The sequence below is a fragment of the Micromonospora sp. HB375 genome (assembly GCF_017872985.1).
Classification (GTDB): domain Bacteria; phylum Actinomycetota; class Actinomycetes; order Mycobacteriales; family Micromonosporaceae; genus Micromonospora; species Micromonospora chalcea.
The window spans coordinates 4,711,133-4,729,653 of sequence record NZ_JAGGJO010000001.1 but is presented as its reverse complement, the minus strand read 5'-3'; the positions used below and the strand labels follow the sequence as shown (position 1 = coordinate 4,729,653).

The 18,521-nt window shown below is 76.7% G+C and carries 4 protein-coding genes; 3 read left to right on the top strand and 1 reads right to left on the bottom strand.

The window, feature by feature from the left end:
• Positions 1 to 76: 76 nt before the first annotated feature.
• The 3 genes from J3R08_RS20660 to J3R08_RS20650 all read left to right on the top strand — a co-directional run bounded on the left by J3R08_RS20660 (position 77) and on the right by J3R08_RS20650 (position 17,512).
• Complete coding sequence (locus J3R08_RS20660; protein ID WP_209962530.1) at positions 77 to 14,962, top strand: type I polyketide synthase; 14,886 nt, start codon at positions 77 to 79, stop codon at positions 14,960 to 14,962.
• 70 nt (positions 14,963 to 15,032) lie between these two features.
• The gene (locus tag J3R08_RS20655; RefSeq protein ID WP_209962528.1) at positions 15,033 to 16,595 is read left to right on the top strand and encodes a bifunctional 3-(3-hydroxy-phenyl)propionate/3-hydroxycinnamic acid hydroxylase; all 1,563 of its coding nucleotides are present in this window, start codon (positions 15,033 to 15,035) and stop codon (positions 16,593 to 16,595) included.
• Positions 16,596 to 16,624: 29 nt separating this feature from the next.
• Entirely contained in the window at positions 16,625 to 17,512 is an 888-nt protein-coding gene (locus J3R08_RS20650; protein WP_043329884.1) for a class I SAM-dependent methyltransferase, read from the top strand.
• Positions 17,513 to 17,582: 70 nt separating this feature from the next.
• On the opposite strand, the gene J3R08_RS20645 is transcribed toward J3R08_RS20650, so the two are convergent.
• Positions 17,583 to 18,344, bottom strand: a complete 762-nt coding sequence (locus J3R08_RS20645) for a thioesterase II family protein (RefSeq protein WP_043329886.1) — start codon at positions 18,342 to 18,344, stop codon at positions 17,583 to 17,585.
• Positions 18,345 to 18,521: the final 177 nt, after the last annotated feature.

The window sequence follows — 18,521 nt, the reverse complement described above, 5'->3', positions numbered from 1 at the left end:
GGAAGACTTGGGCCGCTACGGCGAGCGAGGTCTACGCCGCGGATGAGGAGTCTCGCCGACGGATGGATGTGGTGACATGCTTCGGAGCGACCTGATCCAGCCGTTGTCCGATCTGATCGAGGCGCACGCCGCCAGGTCGGGGAACAAGGTCGCATTCCGCGACGACCGCCGGGCGGTCGGATACGCCGATCTGGCGGCGCGGACCCGTCGGCTGGCCGGTCACCTGGCGGCGGCCGGGGTCGCCCGGGGCGACCGGGTGGCCTTCTGCCTCGGCAACCGGGTGGAGACGGTGGAGACCTGGCTGGCCGTCACGCGGGCCGCCGCGGTCGGCGTGCCGGTGAATCCGCACAGCACCGACGCGGAACTGGCCCATCTGCTGGACGACTCCGGCGCGGTGCTGGTGGTCACCGACCCGCGTCACCTCGACCAGATGCTGCGGCTGCGTACCGGCCGGCCGGCCCTGCGGATCGTGGTCACCGGGGACGACCCGGTTCCGGACGGGGTCGTCGCCTGGCGCGACCTGGTCGACACCGAGCCGTCCGTGGGGGCCCGCGACGACCTGGGCCTCGACGAGGTGGCCTGGATGCTCTACACCTCCGGCACCACCGGCCGGCCCAAGGGTGTCCTTTCCACCCAGCGCACCTGCCTCTGGTCGGTCGCCGCCTGTTACGTGCCGATCCCCGGGCTCACCGCCGCCGACCGGGTGGTCTGGCCACTGCCGCTGTTCCACAGCCTCTCGCACATCGGGTGCGTGCTCAGCGTGACGGCGGTCGGGGCCACGGCCCGGCTCATCGACGGCTTCTCCGCCGACGACGTGCTGCGCGCGGTCGACGAGGACGAGGCCACAGTGCTCGCCGGTGTGCCGGCCATGTACCACCACCTGGTCACCGCCGCCCGGGAGACCGGCTTCCGCGCCCCGGCCCTGCGGGTCTGCCTGGTCGGCGGGGCGATCACCACCGGCGCGCTGCGGCGGGCGTTCGACGAGGTCTTCGACGCGCCGCTGCTCGACGCGTACGGCAGCACGGAGACCTGCGGCTCGATCGCCGTCACCCGGCCGGAGCAGCCCCGGGTCGAGGGCTCCTGCGGGCGCCCGGTGCCCGGCGTCGAGGTGCGCCTGGTCAGCCCGCAGACGGGTCTGGACGTGCCGACCGGCGCCGAGGGGGAGGTCTGGGTCAGCGGTCCGAGCGTCATGCTCGGCTACCACGGCCTGCCGGAGGTCACCGCCGCCGCCCTGCGCGACGGCTGGTACCGCACCGGCGACCTGGCCCGCCGCGACGCCGACGGCAACATCTTCGTCACCGGCCGCCACCAGGAGCTGATCATCCGGGGCGGGGAGAAGATCCACCCGGGCGAGGTGGAGGAGGCGCTGCGCGCGGTGCCCGGCGTCGCCGACGTGGCGGTGACCGGCCGGCCGCACGAGGTGCTCGGCGAGGTGCCGGTGGCGTTCGTGGTGCCGGGGCCGGAGGGCTTCGACCCCCGTGCCGGGTACGCGGCCTGCCGGGAGAGGCTCAGCTACCACAAGGTCCCCGAGGCGCTGTACGAGATCGGGCAGGTGCCCCGCACCGCGTCCGGCAAGGTCACCCGCCGGCTCCTGCTCGACGGGCCGGCCCGGCTGCGGGCGGTCAACGGCAGCCACCACGAGGCGCTCAGCCTGCTCGCCTGGCGACCGCTGGACCTGGCGGCCGTACCGCCGGTGGCGGCGCCCGTCCCGGCGGCCGCGCAGGACGCCGCCGCCCCGGCCCGCCGCTGGGCGCTCGTCGGCGCCGGGAGCGAGCCGCTGGTGGAGCCGCTGCGCGCGGCGTCGCCGGGGGAGCGGTTCCGGGCCCACCGGGATCTGGCCACCCTGCGCGAGACTCCCGACGCGCCCGACGTGACGGTGCTGCTGGCCGGGCCGGCCGACGCCGACGCGGCGGACCTCGCCGACCGGTTGCGTGGCTGGCTCGACGACGACCGCTTCGCCGGCACCCGGCTGATGCTGCTGACCGGCCCGGCCGGCGACGCGGCCAACGGCCCCGGCACGAGCGGTGCCGGCAGCGCGGGCGACGCCCCCGCGCAAGACGCCGCCGCAGGCGAGGCCACTGCGGGAGACGTCGCCGGGGGAGCCGCCGCCGGGGGCGACGCCGCCGGGTGGGCCGGGCCCGATCCGGCGGCCGGCGCCGTCTGGGCGGTCGGGCGCAGCCTGCAGGCCGCGTACCCGGACCGGATCGTGCTGGTCGACCACGACGCCGCGGACCGCTCGCTCGCCCTGCTGCCCGCCGTCGTGGACGCCGGCGCCGCGCAGGTCGCCCTGCGGGCCGGGGCGGCCCGGCACGCGGCCCTCGTGCCCGCCCCGGCGACCGTGCCGGGACGGCCGGTGACCGTGGCCGACCCGGAGCGCCCCGTCCTGGTCACCGGCGCCGACGGACCGACCGGCGCCGCGCTGGCCCGGCACCTCGTCGCCGCGCACCGCGCCCGCCGGCTGCGGCTGCTGCACACTGGCGCGACGCCCGCCCCGGCCCTGGCGGACCTGGCCGCCGAACTCACCTCCGCCGGTGCGGAAGCCGTTCCGCTGCCCGCCGAGCGGGCGGGCGACGAGGCGTTCGGCGCCGTCTTCCTCTGCCCATGCGACGACGACCTGGCCGACGCCGAGGCCGCAGCCCGGCTGCTCGGCCTCGCCGCGACGCTGGACGCCGCGAGCCGGCACCCGGGGGCCGCGTTCACCGTCCTCGCGCCGTCCGCCCTCCTGCTGGGCGCCGCGGGCCGGGAACGGGCCGCCTCGGCCGTCGGCGCCCTGCACGCCCTGGCCACCCGCCGCCGGGCCGCCGGTCACCCGGCCCGGCTCGTCGGCACGACCGCGCCCGCCGAGCGCGGGCCGGCGGCGACCGGACCCGCAGCGGGCACCGCGTCGGCGGCCGTCCGTGCCGACCTCGCCGCGTTCGACGTGGCCCACGACGGCGCCGACCTGGTCGTGCTCGCCCGCCCGGCGGGCCACGCCGACGCCGCGCACCCCGCCTGGCGCGGGCCCGTGGCCGAGCCCGGCGACGCCACGGACGACCGGGACGCCGCCGAGCTGCGCCGCCGGCTGGCCGGGCTCACCACCGCCGAGGGGGACCGGCTCCTGCTCGACCTGGTCCGCGCCGCCACCGCCCAGGTGGCCGGGCTGCCCGGCCCGGCCGCGGTCCGCCCCGGCCGCGCCTTCAAGGAACTCGGCTTCACCTCGGTCGCGGCGGTCGCGTTGCGCGACCGGCTGGCCCGGGCCACCGGGGTACGGCTCTCCGCCACGGCCGCGTTCGACCGGCCCAGCCCCCAGGCCCTCGCCCGGCACCTCGCCGCCCGGCTGCGCGGTGCCGCCGCGCAGGCCGCTCCCACGACGGACCCGGCGGTGACGCCGTCCACCGGGGACGATCCGGTGGCCGTCGTCGCCATGGCCTGCCGGCTCCCCGGCGGCGTCGCCTCCCCCGAGGAGCTGTGGGAGCTGGTCGACCAGGGCCGGGAAGGGCTCACGGAGTTCCCCACGGACCGGGGCTGGGACCTGGCGAACCTGTTCTCCGACGACCCCGACCGCCCCGGCACCTCGTACGCCCGGGTGGGCGGCTTCCTCACCGGCGCCGCGGACTTCGACGCCACCCTGTTCGCGATCAGCCCGCGCGAGGCGCTCGCCATGGACCCGCAGCAGCGGCTGCTGCTGGAGACGTCCTGGGAACTGTTCGAGCGGGCCGGCATCGACCCCACCTCGCTGCGCGGCAGCGCCACGGGCGTCTTCACCGGCGTCATGCACCACGACTACGCCGCGAACCTGCGCCAGGCGCCGCCCGGCACCGAGGGCTACCTCGGCGTCGGCACCGCCGGCAGCGTCGTCTCCGGCCGGGTCGCGTACGCGCTGGGGCTGGAGGGGCCGGCTGTCACCGTCGACACGGCGTGCTCGTCGTCGCTGGTGGCGCTGCACCTTGCCGCCCAGGCCCTGCGCGCCGGGGACTGCTCGCTCGCCGTGGCCGGCGGCGTGGCGGTGATGGGCACCCCGCAGGCGTTCGTGGAGTTCAGCCGGCAGCGCGGGCTCGCCCCGGACGGCCGGTGCAAGGCGTTCGCCGACGGCGCCGACGGAACCGGCTGGTCCGAGGGCGTCGCCGTGCTGCTGCTGGAACGGCTCTCCGACGCCCGCCGGCACGGGCACCCCGTCCTCGCCGTGCTGCGCGGCTCCGCCGTCAACTCCGACGGCGCGTCCAACGGGCTGACCGCCCCCAACGGGCCCGCCCAGGAGCGGGTCATCCGCCGGGCGCTGGACGCGGCCGGGCTCTCCACCGCCGACGTGGACGCCGTCGAGGCGCACGGCACCGGCACGTCCCTCGGCGACCCGATCGAGGCGCAGGCGCTGCTCGCCACGTACGGGGTGGGCCGCGGTGACGCCGAACCGCTGCGGCTGGGCTCGCTGAAGTCCAACCTCGGCCACACCCAGGCCGCCGCCGGGGCCGCCGGGGTGATCAAGATGGTGCTCGCGATGCGGCACGGGACACTGCCGCGCACCCTGCACGTGGACGCCCCGACGTCCGAGGTGGACTGGTCCGCCGGCGCGGTCGAGGTGCTCACCGAGGCCCGCCCGTGGCCCGACGTACGCCGGCCCCGCCGGGCCGGCGTCTCGTCGTTCGGCATCAGCGGCACCAACGCCCACGTCATCGTCGAGGCCCCCGCCGATCCGCCGACCGCCGCCGGGGACGCCGCCCGGCAGTCGCCGCCCGCCACCGCTCGGCCGCCCGTACCGTGGCTGCTCGCGGCTGCCTCCGGCGAGGCGCTGCGGGACCAGGCGGCCCGCCTGCTGGCCTGGCTCGACGGGCCGGGGGCGCACGCCGACCCGGCCGACACCGGGCACGCCCTCGCCACCACCCGCGCCGCTCTCGAACACCGGGCCGTGGTGCTGGTGGGCGACGCGGAGTCCGCCCGGACCGGGCTCGGCGCGCTGGCCCGCGGCGGACCGGACCCGGACCTGCCGGGCGTGCTGACCGGCCGGGTCGTCGACGGCCGACTCGGCCTGCTCTTCGGTGGGCAGGGCGGCCAGCGCGCCGGCATGGGCCACGAGCTGCACGCGGCGTACCCCGTCTTCGCGGCCGCCTTCGACGCGGCCTGCGCCGAACTCGACCGCTGCCTCGCCGGCCACGCCCCGCTCCCCGTCGCGGACGTCGTCCTCGCGGCCGAGGGCACCGCACCGGCCGAACTGCTCGACGAGACCCTGTACACCCAGCCGGGCCTGTTCGCCTTCGAGGTGGCGCTCTACCGCCTCCTGGAGCACTGGGGGGTCCGCCCCGACGCGGTGCTCGGCCACTCCGTCGGCGAGCTTGCCGCCGCGCACGTGGCCGGGGTGTTCTCCCTCGCCGACGCGGCGGCGCTGGTCGCCGCCCGCGCCCGGCTGATGCAGCAGCTGCCCGCCGGGGGCGCGATGGTCGCCGTCGAGGCCGACGAGGCCGAGGTCGCCGCGCACCTGACCGACCGGGTGGGCCTCGCCGCCGTCAACGGTCCCACCAGCGTCGTCCTGTCCGGCGACACCGACGCGGTGCTGGCCGTCGCGGACACCCTGCGCGCGGCCGGGCGCCGCACCAGCCGGCTGCGGGTGTCGCACGCGTTCCACTCGCCGCGCATGGACCCGATGCTCGACGAGTTCCGCGCGGTCGCGGCCGGCCTCACGTACCGCACCCCGCACCTGCCGGTGGTGTCCAACCTGACCGGCCACCCCGTCGACCCGGCCCGGCTCTGCTCGCCCGAGCACTGGGTGGCGCACGTGCGGGGCACCGTCCGCTTCCACGACGGCGTACGGGCCCTGCACGGGCAGGGCGTCACCACCTTCCTGGAGATCGGCCCGGCCGGTGTGCTCACCGCGATGGCCCAGGACTGCCTCGTCGCCGAGGCCGACGAGCTGGCCTTCGTCCCCGCCGTACGGGGCACCGCGGGCGAGGCCGAGGCGCTGCTCGCCGCCGTGGCGCGGCTGCACGTGCGGGGCGTCGCGGTGGACCGTGCCGCCCTCGCCGGCCCCGGCCCGCACCGCCGCGTCGACCTGCCCACGTACGCCTTCCAGCGCCGGCACTACTGGCTGCCCGCTCCCACCGGCGCCGGCGGTCCCGTCGGCGCCGGACTGGCCGACGCAGGGCATCCGCTGCTCGGTGGCCTGCTGGCGGTCGCCGGCACCGGGCAGGTGGTCTGCACCGGGCAGATCGCCACGGCCACCTCGCCGTGGCTGGCCGCGCCCGGCGACGGCACGGCGCCGCTGCTGCCCGCCACCGCCCTGCTGGACATGCTCACCCACCTCGGCGACCAGCTCGGCGCCCCGAGCGTGCGGCGGCTGCGCGTGCCCGAGCCGGTTCCGCTGCCCGCCGAGGCAACCCTCGAGGTGCAGATCGACGTGGGCGCGCCGGACGAGCACGGACGCCGGGTGGCGCACTGTCACGTCCGGGCCGGCGAGGGGCTGCCCTGGCGGGAGGTCGCCGAGGCCGTGCTCGCACCCGTCGACCCGGAGAGCGGCCGGGGCGCCCTCGCCCCCGCCTGGCCACCTGCCGGGGCCCGGCCGGTGGACCTGAGCGCCCCGCCGCACCGCGCGCCGGCCGGGGAGCTGGCCCGTGCCGCGTGGGTCGCCGCCGACCGGCTCTACGTCGACGTACGCCTGCCCGACGACGCCCGGGACCCGGACGCCGAGCGGTACGGCGTGCACCCGCTGGTGCTGGACGCGGCCCTGCGCCTGCTCCCGCTCGCCGGCTTCGCGTCGGTCGCCGACGCCGGGCCCACCGCCCGGCTGCTGCCCACCGAGTGGGCGGGCGTGCGCCGCCACGCCGTCGGGGCGCACGCGCTGCGCGTCTGCCTGGCCCCCGCCGGGGCGGACGCGGTGACGCTGAGCGCCGTCGACGACGCGGGCGGGCCCGTGCTCGACGCCGACCGGGTGGTGCTGCGGCCGGTGGACCTGCCGTCCGCCGACCCGCCGGCGCCGGCGGCCACCCCCGCCGGGCTGTACGCCGTCGACTGGCTGCCCGCCGCGTTCCCGGCGACCCCGGCGCCCTCCTGGACGCTCGCCGACGGCACGCCGCCGGACGGGCCGCTGCCGCCGCTGCTGGTGCTGCGGGTCGGCGACGGCGAGCCGGGCCGGCCGGTGCCCGACCGGGCGCACGCCGTCGGCCTCGCCGTGCTCGACGTGCTCCAGACCTGGCTGGCCGACCCCCGCGCGGAGACCACCCGCCTGGCCCTCGCCGTGCGCGACGGCGACCCGGTGCACGCCCCCGTGGCCGGGCTGCTCCGCGTCGCCCAGGCCGAGCAGCCCGACCGTTTCCTCCTGCTCAGCCTCGACACCACCGACGACGCCGCCATCCGTTCGGCGCTGGCCGCCGCCGACGACGAACCCGAGGTGGCCGTCCGCGACGGCCGCGCACTGCTGCCCCGCCTCCGCCCCGTCGAGCGGCCCCCGGCCGGCGCGCCGCTCGCGGCCCTGGCCGGCGGCACCGTGCTCCTCACCGGCGGCACCGGCGGGATCGGCCGGCACGTCGCCACCCACCTCGCCACCGCGCACGGCGTCACCGAACTGGTGCTGGTCAGCCGCAGCGGCCGGGCCGGCGACTGGACGACCGCGCTGACCGACGCCGGCGTCACGGTGCGGGTGGTCGCGGCCGACGTCGCCGACCGGGCGGCGCTCGCCGAGGTCGTCGCCCCGCTGGCCGACCGGCTCGTCGCCGTCGTGCACGCCGCCGGGGCCACCGACGACGCCCTGCTCACCGACCTCGACCCGACCCGCTGGGCCCGGACCCTGCGCGCCAAGGTGCACGGCGCCTGGCACCTGCACGAGCTCACCGCCGGCCTCGACCTGGCCGCGTTCGTGCTCTTCTCCTCGGCCGCCGCCACCTTCGGCAGCCCCGGCCAGGGCAACTACGCGGCCGGCAACGCGTTCCTCGACGCGCTCGCCGCGCACCGCCGTGCCCAGGGCCGGCCGGCGAGCGCCCTGGCCTGGGGGCTGTGGGCCGCCGAGGACGGGATGGCCGGCCGGCTCAGCCCCGCCGACCTGGCCCGGCTCGCCCGCGGCGGCACCCGCCCCCTCGACACGGCCGCCGGGCTGGCGCTGTTCGACGCCGCCCTGCACGTGGACCGGCCGGCGCTCGTGCCGATCGGGCTCGACCTGGCCGCCGTACGGACCTCCGGCGAGGTGCCCGCCCTGCTGCGGGCGCTGCTGCCCCCGCCGCCCCGCCGGGCGGTCAACGCCGCCTCCGCGCCCGCCGCCGCGAAGGGCTTCGCCGACCGGCTGGCCGAACTCGCCGAGCCCGAGCGCGCCGAACTGCTGCTGGACCTCGTACGCGCCCGGTGCGCCACAGTGGTCGGGCACACCGGCCCCGAGCAGGTCGAGCCGCGCCGCCCGTTCAAGGACCTCGGTTTCGACTCGCTGATGGCCGTCGAGCTGAGCAACCGGCTCACCGCCGTCACCGGGGTCCGGCTCGCCCCGCACGCCGTGTTCAACCACCCCACCCCCGAGTTGCTCGCCGCGCACCTGCACGCCCGGCTGCTCGGCACCGCCGCCACCGAGGTCGCCGACGCGAGCACCGTCGCCCTGGACGAGCCGGTCGCCATCGTGGCGATGGCCTGCCGTTTCCCCGGCGGGATCGGCTCCCCGGAGGAGCTGTGGCGGCTGCTCGACGCGGGCGACGACGTCATCGGCGACCTGCCCGACGACCGGGGCTGGCCGCTGGCCGACCTCCACGACCCGGTGCCCGGCACGCCCGGCCGGACGTACGTGCGCTCCGGCGGGTTCCTCACCGGCATCGCCGACTTCGACGCCGAGTTCTTCGGCATCAGCCCCCGCGAGGCCCTCGCCATGGATCCGCAGCACCGGCTGCTGCTGGAGACCTCCTGGGAGGCGCTGGAACGCGGTGGCATCGACCCGGCCACCCTGCGGGGCAGCCGCACCGGCGTCTTCGCCGGCACCCACGGGCAGGACTACGCCGACCGGGTCGCCCCCGGTGTCGTCTCCGACGACGGCGAGGTCACCGCCGACGAGGGGCACCTGCTGACCGGCACCGCCGGCAGCGTCCTCTCCGGCCGGGTCGCGTACGCGCTCGGGCTGGAGGGGCCGGCTGTCACCGTCGACACCGCCTGCTCGGCGTCGCTGGTGGCGCTGCACCTGGCCGTCCAGGCGCTGCGCCAGGGCGACTGCGACCTGGCGCTGGCCGGTGGGGTGTCGGTGATGTCCACCCCGGCCGGGCTGACCGGCTTCAGCCGCCAGCGCGGTCTCGCCGCCGACGGGCGGTGCAAGGCGTTCGCCGAGGACGCCGACGGCTTCGGCATGTCCGAGGGCGTCGGGATGCTGGTGGTGGAGCGGCTCTCCGAGGCCCGCCGCCGGGGCCACCCCGTGCTGGCCGTCGTGCGCGGCTCGGCGGTCAACTCCGACGGCGCGTCGAACGGGCTGACCGCCCCGAACGGGCCGTCGCAGGAACGGGTCATCAAGGCCGCGCTGGGCGCCGCCGGGCTGAGTGCCGCCGACGTGGACGTGGTGGAGGCGCACGGCACCGGCACGTCGCTCGGCGATCCCATCGAGGCGGAGGCGATCCTCGCCACGTACGGGCAGCGCCCGGCCGGCGCCGCGCCGGTGCTGCTCGGCTCGGTCAAGTCCAACCTCGGGCACACCCAGGCCGCAGCCGGCGTCGCCGGCGTGCTCAAGATGGTCCTCGCCATGCGGCACGGGCGGCTGCCCCGCACCCTGCACGCCGAGCGCCGCAGCTCGCGGATCGACTGGGACTCGGGAGCGGTGCAGCTGCTCACCGAGGCCCGCCCGTGGCCGGCGGAGGACCGGCCGGTGCGCGCCGGCGTCTCGTCGTTCGGCATCAGCGGCACCAACGCCCACGTGATCGTCGAGTCGGTCGCCGAGGCGCCGCCGGAGGCCGCCGAATCCGAGCCGCCGCAGGAGCGCGCGTTGCCGTGGCTGCTGTCGGCGCGTACCCCGCAGGCGCTCGCCGGCCAGGCGCGGCGGCTGCGGGAGCACCTCGCCGCCCGCCCCGACCAGCGGCCCCTCGACGTGGCGTGGTCACTGGCCACCAGCCGGGGCACCTTCGACTCCCGAGCGGTGCTGGTGGCCGCGTCCGCGCAGCGGGTCGCCGACGCCCTCGACGCGCTGGTCGAGGGCCGGCCCGACCCGGCGGTCACGCGCGGCGAGGCGCGGCCCACCGGCCGGTGCGTCTTCGTCTTCCCCGGGCAGGGCTCCCAGTGGCTCGGCATGGGGTTGGACCTGCTCGACCAGGCCCCCGTGTTCGCCGAACGCATGGCGGCCTGCGACGCGGCGCTGCGGCCGTACCTGGACTGGTCACTGCTGGACGTGCTGCGCCAGGCGCCGGGCGCGCCCGGCCTCGACGAGGTCGACGTCGTGCAGCCCGCCCTGTTCGCGATGATGGTGTCGCTGGCCGAGCTGTGGCGCTCGTACGGCGTGCAGCCGGCCGCCGTGGTCGGCCACTCCCAGGGCGAGATCGCCGCCGCCTGCGTCGCCGGGGTGCTCTCCCTGCCCGACGCGGCCCGGGTGGTGGCGCTGCGCAGCCGCGCGCTACGGGCTCTGGCCGGGCACGGGGCGATGGCCTCCGTCGCGCTGCCGGCCGACACGGTCCGTGATCGGATCGCCCGCTTCGGTGAGCGGATCTCGGTCGCCGCCGTGAACGGGCCGGCCGCCGTCGTGGTCTCCGGCGAGCCGGAGGCGGTCGAGGAACTGCTCGCCGAGCTGGCCGGCGAGCAGGCCCGGGTGCGGCGCATCGCCGTCGACTACGCCTCCCACTCCGCCCAGGTGGAACGCATCCGCGACGAGCTGGCCGAGGTGCTGGCCGGCATCGCCCCCGGCCCGGCCGCCGTGCCGCTGTTCTCCACCACCGACCTGCGCTGGCTCGACGGCGAGGAGATGGGGCCCGACTACTGGTACCGCAACCTGCGCCGGCCCGTCGAGCTGGAACGGGCGATCCGCGCGCTGGCCGCCGAGGGCCACGACGCGTACGTCGAGTGCAGCCCCCACCCGGTGCTCACCGTCGGCGTGGAGGAGACCCTCGCCGACCACGACGGCGATGCCGTGGTGGTCGGCTCGGTGCAACGCGACCAGGGCGGCCGGGAGCGGTTCCTGCTCTCCCTGGCCCAGCTCCACGTGTCCGGGATCGCGGTGGACTGGCGGCCCGCACTGGCCGGCGGCCGGCGCGTCGACCTGCCCACGTACGCGTTCGCCCACCGCCGCTACTGGCCCCGGCCGGTCTCCGGCCCCGGCGACGTCGGCGCCGCCGGTCTGGACGCCGCCGGTCATCCGCTGCTCGGCGCGTCGGTCGTGCTGGCCGAGACGAGGGGCCACCTGTTCACCGGGCGGCTGTCGGCCGACGCGCAGCCGTGGCTGGCCGACCACCGGGTCACCGGCAGCGTGCTGGTGCCCGGCACCGGCCTGGTGGAGTTCTGCCTGCGCGCCGGCGACGAGGTCGGCCACCCGTTCCTCGACGAGCTGGTCATCGAGGCCCCGCTGACCCTGCCCGCCGACGGCGCGACGCAGGTGCAGGTGGCGGTCGGCGCGGGCGCCGGCGACGGACGCCGCCCGGTGACCGTGCACTCCCGGCCCGCCGACGCGCCGGCGGGACAGCCGTGGACCCGGCACGCCAGCGCCACCCTCCGCGCCGACCAGCCCGCGGTGTCGCCGCAGCTCACCGCCTGGCCGCCGCCCGACACCCGGCCCGTCGACCTGACCGGCTTCTACGCCGGCCTGGAAGCCGACGGGTACGCGTACGGGCCGGCGTTCCAGGGCCTGCGCGCGGTGTGGACCGGCGGCGACGAGGTCTACGCCGAGGTGGAGCTGCCGGCGGCCCAGCGGGTCGACGCCGACCGGTACGGCCTGCACCCCGCCCTGTTCGACGCCGCCCTGCACGCCGCGCACTTCGGCGGTCTCGCCGGGGCCGGGGCCGGCCAGCTCCTGCTGCCGTTCGCCTGGAACGGCGTCAGCCTGCACGCCACCGGGGCCACCGCCCTGCGGGTACGGCTGACCCGGGTCGGGCCGCACGCCATCGCGCTGACCGTCGCCGATCCGACCGGCGCCCCGGTGGCCGAGGTGGCCGCCCTGACGATGCGCCCGATCTCCACCACCGAGCTGGCCGTCACCGACGACCGGGCCACCCGCGACGCCCTGTTCCGCGTCGACTGGACGCCGCTGCCGCCCGTCGAGACGGCCACCCCGGTCGACGCCGTGGCCGTCGCCCCCGGCCTGGACGGGTTCCCGCTGCACCACGGGCTGGACGGGCTCGCCGACGCGGTGGACGCCGGACTGGCCCTGCCCGGGGCGGTGCTCGTGCCGCTCGGCGCGCACCCCGCGCAGCCCACCCCCCGCGCGGCGCGCCATGCCGCCGTGCAGGCCCTCGACCTGGTCCGGCGCTGGCTCACCGAGCCCCGCTGGGCGGCGTCGCGGCTGCTGCTGGTGACCCGGGGCGCGGTGGCCGTGCACCACGCCGGCGAGGTGACCGACCCGGCCGCCGCGGCGGCGTGGGGCCTGGTGCGCTCCGCCCAGTCGGAGAACCCGGGCCAGATCGTCGTCGTCGACGTCGACGGCGACGGGATCGGCCCGGACGAGGTGGCCGCCCTCCTGGCGGCGGACGAGCCGCAGGCCGCGATCCGGGTCGGCGCGGCGTACGTGCCGCGGCTGGCGCGGGCCGGGTCGGCCGGCGAGCTGCCCGCACCGCCCGCCGCCGCGTGGCGGCTGGACGCGCCGGTGCGCGGCAGCCTGGAGAACCTCACCCTGGTCGCCACCGACGCCGCCGACGCCGCGCTCGGCCCCCGCGAGGTCCGGGTCCGCGTCCGCGCCGCCGGCCTCAACTTCCGCGACGTGCTCAACGCGCTCGGCCTCTACCCGGGCGACGCGGGCCCGCTCGGCGGCGAGGGCGCCGGCGAGGTCGTCGAGGTCGGCGCCGAGGTGACCGACCTGCGCCCCGGCGACCGCGTCTTCGGTGTCTTCGTGGGCTGCTTCGGACCCGTCGCGGTCACCGACCGCCGCCTGCTGGCCCCGATGCCGGCCGGCTGGTCGTACGTCGAGGCCGCGTCCGTGCCGGTGGTCTTCCTGACCGCGTACCACGGGCTGGTCAATCTGGCCGGGCTCACCCGGGGCGAGTCGGTGCTGGTGCACGCGGCGGCCGGCGGTGTCGGCATGGCCGCCGTGCAGCTCGCCCGCCACCTCGGGGCCGAGGTGTACGCCACCGCCAGCCCCGCCAAGTGGGACGCCCTGCGCGCGCTCGGTCTCGACGAGGAGCACCTGGCCTCGTCCCGGACCCTCGACTTCGAGACCCGCTTCACCGACGCCACCGGCGGCCGGGGCGTGGACGTCGTGCTGGACTCGCTGGCCCGCGAGTTCGTCGACGCCTCGCTGCGGCTGCTGCCGCGCGGCGGGCGGTTCGTGGAGATGGGCAAGACCGACATCCGCGACGCCGCCCGCGTCGCCGTCGACCATCCGGGGGTGGCCTACACCGCCTTCGACCTGACCCTGCAGGAGCCCGACGAGGTGCAGCGCATGCTGGTCGTTCTGCTGGGGCTCTTCGAACGGGGGACGCTCACCCCGCTGCCCACCCAGGTGTGGGACGTCCGCCAGGCGCCGGAGGCGTTCCGGCACGTCAGCCAGGCCCGGCACGTCGGCAAGGTGGTGCTCACCATGCCCCGGGCGTGGAACCCCGACGGCACGGTGCTGCTGACCGGCGGCACCGGGACCCTGGGCCGGCTGGTCGCCCGGCGGTTGGTCGAGACGCACGGCGTACGGCGGCTGCTGCTGGTCAGCCGCCGCGGCGAGCGGGCCCCCGGCGCGACCGAGGCGCTCGACGAACTGCGGGCCCTGGGGGCCGAGGCCACGGTGGTGGCGGCCGACATGTCCGACCGCGACAACCTCGCCGGGGTGCTGGCGGCGGTACCGGAGCGGCACCCGTTGACCGCCGTCGTGCACCTCGCCGGGGTGCTCGACGACGGGGTGGTCACCGCCCTCACCCCGCAGCGCGTCGACACGGTCTTCGCGCCGAAGCTCGACGCCGCGTGGCACCTGCACGAGCTCACCCGCCACCTCGACCTCGCCGGGTTCGTGCTCTTCTCCTCCGGCGCCGGAGTCTTCGGCGTCCCCGGTCAGGCCAACTACGCGGCGGCCAACGCGTTCCTCGACGCGCTCGCCCTGGCCCGCCGTGCGCAGGGGCTGCCGGGCCGGTCGTTCGCCTGGGGGCTGTGGGAGCAGGCCAGCGAGATGACCGCCAAGCTGGACCGGACCGATCCCCGGATCACCGCCCGTGACGGGCAGCTCGCCATCCCGTCCGAGCTGGGGATGGCCCTGTTCGACGCGGGCCTGCGGCTGGCCGAGCCGGTGCTGGTGCCGACGAGGATCGACGTCGCCGCGCTCGGCGAGCGGGCCGAGCGGCCCCCGGCGCTGCTGCGCGGGCTGCTGCGCCGGGAGCGGCCGACGGCGCGGGCGGCCACCCCGGCCGGCGGCGGGCGCACGCTCGCCGACGAGCTGGCGGCGCTGGACGGGCCCGAGCGCCACACCCTCGTGGTCGACCTGGTACGCGAGCAGGCGGCGAGCGTGCTCGGGCACGGCAGCCGGGTGGCGGTGGCCCCGGGCCGGGCGTTCAGCCAGATCGGCTTCGACTCGCTGACCGCCGTCGAGCTGCGCAACCGGCTGACCACGGCCACCGGCCTGCGCCTGCCGGCCACGCTGATCTTCGACTACCCGGATCCGAACGAGCTGGCCACGTACCTGGTGTCCGAGCTGGCGCCGGACACCGGACCGGCGGCCCCGCCGGTCCTCGCGGACCTGGAGAACCTGGAGCGCTCGCTGACCGAGGCCACTGTGGAACCGGAGCTGCACGACCAGATCGGGTCGCGCCTGGAGGTGCTGATCGCCAAGTGGCGGACGATGCGCGCCGGCACGGGCGGCGATCCCGACCTCGATCTCGAACTGGCCAGCGACGACGACCTGTTCGACCTCATCGACTCCGAACTCGGCATCTGATGGCCGTCCGGCCGCCCCGCCCGCCGCAAGCCGACCCCGTGTCCGACCGACCCCTGAGGAACCGATACCGATGCTGACGACCGACGTCCTGATCGTGGGCTACGGCCCCGTCGGTGAGATGCTCACGATCCTGCTGGCGCAGCGAGGGCTCACCGTCACGGCGGTCGAGCGGTGGGCCACTCCCTACAACTTCCCCCGCGCGGTGTCGTACGACGGGGAGGCGAGCCGTGTCCTGGCCGCCGCCGGCGTCGCCGACCGCCTCGGGCCGGTGGTGGAGTCGTCCGGCGAGTACACCTTCAAGAACGGCTTCGGCCGGACCCTGCTGCACGTCAAGGTCACCGGCAACGGCCCGATGGGCTGGCCCGACTCGGTCTCGTTCTACCAGCCGGGACTGGAGGCGCTGCTCGCCGAGCGGGGCGCGGAGCTGCCGGGTGTCACGGTGCTGCGCCCGTACCAGGTGACGGGCCTGGCCGAGCACGACGACCGGGTCGAGGTGACCATCGCCGGCCCGGACGGCGAGGAGGTCCGCGCGGCCCGCTGGGTCATCGGCTGCGACGGGGCCAACAGCTTCGTGCGGGAGCACCTGGGCAGCGGCGTCACCGACCTCGGCTTCACGTACGACTGGCTGGTCTGCGACGTGGTCCCGCACGAGGCCCGCGAGTTCAAGCCGAACAACCTGCAGGTCTGCGACCCGGCGCGGCCCCGCACGGCCGTGTCGGCCGGCCCGGGGCACCGGCGGTGGGAGTTCATGCGGGTGCCGGGGGAGAGCCGCGAGGAGTTCGAGAGCGCCGCCAACGTGTGGCGGCTGCTCGGCCTCTTCGACATCACCCCCGACAACGCCACCCTGGAGCGGTACGGCGTCTACACCACCCAGGCATGCTCGGCCGGGCGCTGGCGTTCCGGGCGGATCCTGCTCGCCGGCGACGCGGCGCACGTGATGCCGCCGTTCATGGGGCAGGGGATGAGTTCGGGCTTCCGCGACGCCCTCAACCTCGCCTGGAAGCTCGACCTGGTGCACCGCGGCCTCGCCGACGAGGCCCTGCTGGACACCTACCAGGAGGAGCGCTGCGCGCACGTGCAGCACGCCATCCGGATGTCCATGGACTCGGGCACGGTGATCTGCGAGACCGACCGCGCCGCCGCGGCCGGCCGCGACGCCGCGATGCTCGCCGAGCTGCGCCGGCGTACCGCCCGCCCGCGCACCCGGTCCCTGCTGGAGCCCCTGTCCGGCGGGATCCTGCACAGCGGCTGCGAGGCCGCCGGCGCCCCGATGCCGCAGGGCCGCGTCGAGGTCGACGGCCGCGCCGGGCTCTTCGACGAGGTCGTCGGCACCGGCTTCGTCCTGCTCTGCGCCGAGGACCCCGACGACCTGCTCGACGCCGACGCCCGGGCCTTCCTGGACACGCTCGGCACGCGGGTCGTCCGGATCGTTCCCGCCGGCGCGCCCGTACCCGGATCCGGCGCCGCGCCGACGGCCTTCGACCTCGACGACGTGTACCTGCCCCACCTCAAGCGGTACGACGCGGTGGCGGTGCTCGTCCGGCCCGACTTCTACGTCTTCGGCACCGCCGCCGACCCGGCCGTCGTGCCCGCGCTCGTCGAGGATCTGCGCCGGCAGATCCGGCGCGGCTGATCGGCATCCACCCACCGGAAGGAACCGACATGTTCGAGAACCTGAAGATCGCCGGCCGGGCGATCCGCACGGTCTTCACCGCCGACCCCATCACCCGGGTCCGGCGCTTCTACGAGATCCAGTCACCCGACGTGGAGTTCGCGGCCCGCCGTACCCACTACATGAACGTGGGCTACTGGTCCGACGGGGTCACCGACATCGACACGGCCGCCGACGCGCTGGCCGACAAGCTGGCCGACGCCGCCGGGCTCAAGCCGGACGACACCGTGCTCGACGTCGGCTTCGGCTACGGGGACCAGGACTTCAAGTGGCTGCGGGAGCGCCAGGTCGCCAAGGTGTACGGCCTGAACATCACCCCGCACCACGTCGAGGCGGCACAGCGCCGGGCGCAGGAGGAGGGGCTCGCCGACCGGACCGACTTCCGGCTCGGCAGCGCCACCGAACTGCCCTTCGAGGACAACACCTTCGACCGGGTCGTCGCCCTGGAGTCCGCCTTCCACTTCTACCCGCGCAGCGCGTTCTTCGCCGAGGCGCTGCGGGTGCTGCGCCCGGGCGGCGTGCTCGCCACGGCCGACATCATCCCGGTCAGCGGCGACGTCGTTCGCGCCGCCATCCAGTCCGGCCCGCTGAGTTTCGTCAAGTTCAGCATCCCGAAGGAGAACTGGCACGACCGGGACACGTACCGGCAGCAGTTGGTCGAGGCCGGCTTCGCCAACCCGGAGGTCCGCTCGATCAAGGAGCAGACCTGGGAGGGCTGGCGGGCGTACATGGCCGAGCGGACCAACGACCCCGCGTTCCGGGCCGTCGTCAAGCCGGCCGTCCGCAAGAGCATGGCGGCCCACTGGAAGAACCAGGACCTCATGAAGCGTGAGCTGGCGCAGATGGACTACGTGATCGCGGTCGGCCACAAGCGGTGACACCGCGCACGGACGAGGGGCCCGCCGACCGGTCGTGACGACCGGCGGACGGGCCCCTCGTCCGGTGGGATCAGACCGCCGGCGCCGCGCTCAGTGCCGTCGAGATGGCCCGCAGGATCGCCGGCTGGTGCTCGGCGAGGAAGAAGTGCCCGCCCGGGTAGACCTTCAGGTCGAACGCCGCGGTGGTGTGGTCCGACCACGCCCGGGCCTCCTCGACAGTCGTCTTCGGGTCGTCGTCACCGGTGAGGACGGTGATCGGGCAGCTCAGCGGCGGCCCCGGCCGGTAGGTGTACCGCTCGGCGGCCCGGTAGTCGTTGCGGATCGCCGGCAACGCGGCGCGCAGCATCTCCGGATCCCCGAGGACGGCGGAGTTGGTGCCGCTCAGCTTCCGGACGTCGGCCAGCAGCCCCTCGTCGTCGAGCAGGTGCACCGTCTCGTGCCGTGACTTCGACGGCGCCCGGCGCCCGGAGGCGAACAGGTGCGCGACGCTGCCGCCGTCCTGCTCGATGAGCCGGGCGAGTTCGAAGCCGAGGCTGGCCCCCATGCTGTGCCCGAAGATGGCCAGCGGCTCGTCCCGCCAGGGCCGCAGCACGGTGAACACCTCGCGCGCGAGGTCGTGGATGTCGCCGATGCACTTCTCGTGGCGCCGGTCCTGCCGTCCCGGGTACTGGATCGACAGCACCTCCACGGCGGGGGAGAGAGCGCGGGACACCGGGAAGTAGAAGCTTGCCGACCCGCCGGCGTGGGGCAGGCACACCAACCGCCTCGCGCCGCCCGGAGCGGGGTGGAAGCGTCGCACCCACAAGCCGTTGTCGGTATCTGGCGTCGTCATCCTCTGGTGGTCCTTCCGGCGGCTGCGGTTGCCGACCGGATCGGCGCGGACCCGGTCGAGGCGACGCTAGTGCGACGGGTCGGGACCGGACACCCCTAGCTGGTCGGTTGCCTGGTTAGGGGTTGTCCGCGCTCGCGCGCAACCAATAACTTCTCCCGGCAGATGGGGATCTGCGTG

Bases quoted from the DNA above. Each gene is read 5' to 3' on its own strand.
- J3R08_RS20660 (WP_209962530.1), top strand. From the start codon at position 77: ATGCTTCGGAGCGACCTGATCCAGCCGTTGTCCGATCTGATCGAGGCG.
- J3R08_RS20655 (WP_209962528.1), top strand. From the start codon at position 15,033: ATGCTGACGACCGACGTCCTGATCGTGGGCTACGGCCCCGTCGGTGAG.
- J3R08_RS20650 (WP_043329884.1), top strand. From the start codon at position 16,625: ATGTTCGAGAACCTGAAGATCGCCGGCCGGGCGATCCGCACGGTCTTC.
- J3R08_RS20645 (WP_043329886.1), bottom strand. From the start codon at position 18,344: ATGACGACGCCAGATACCGACAACGGCTTGTGGGTGCGACGCTTCCAC.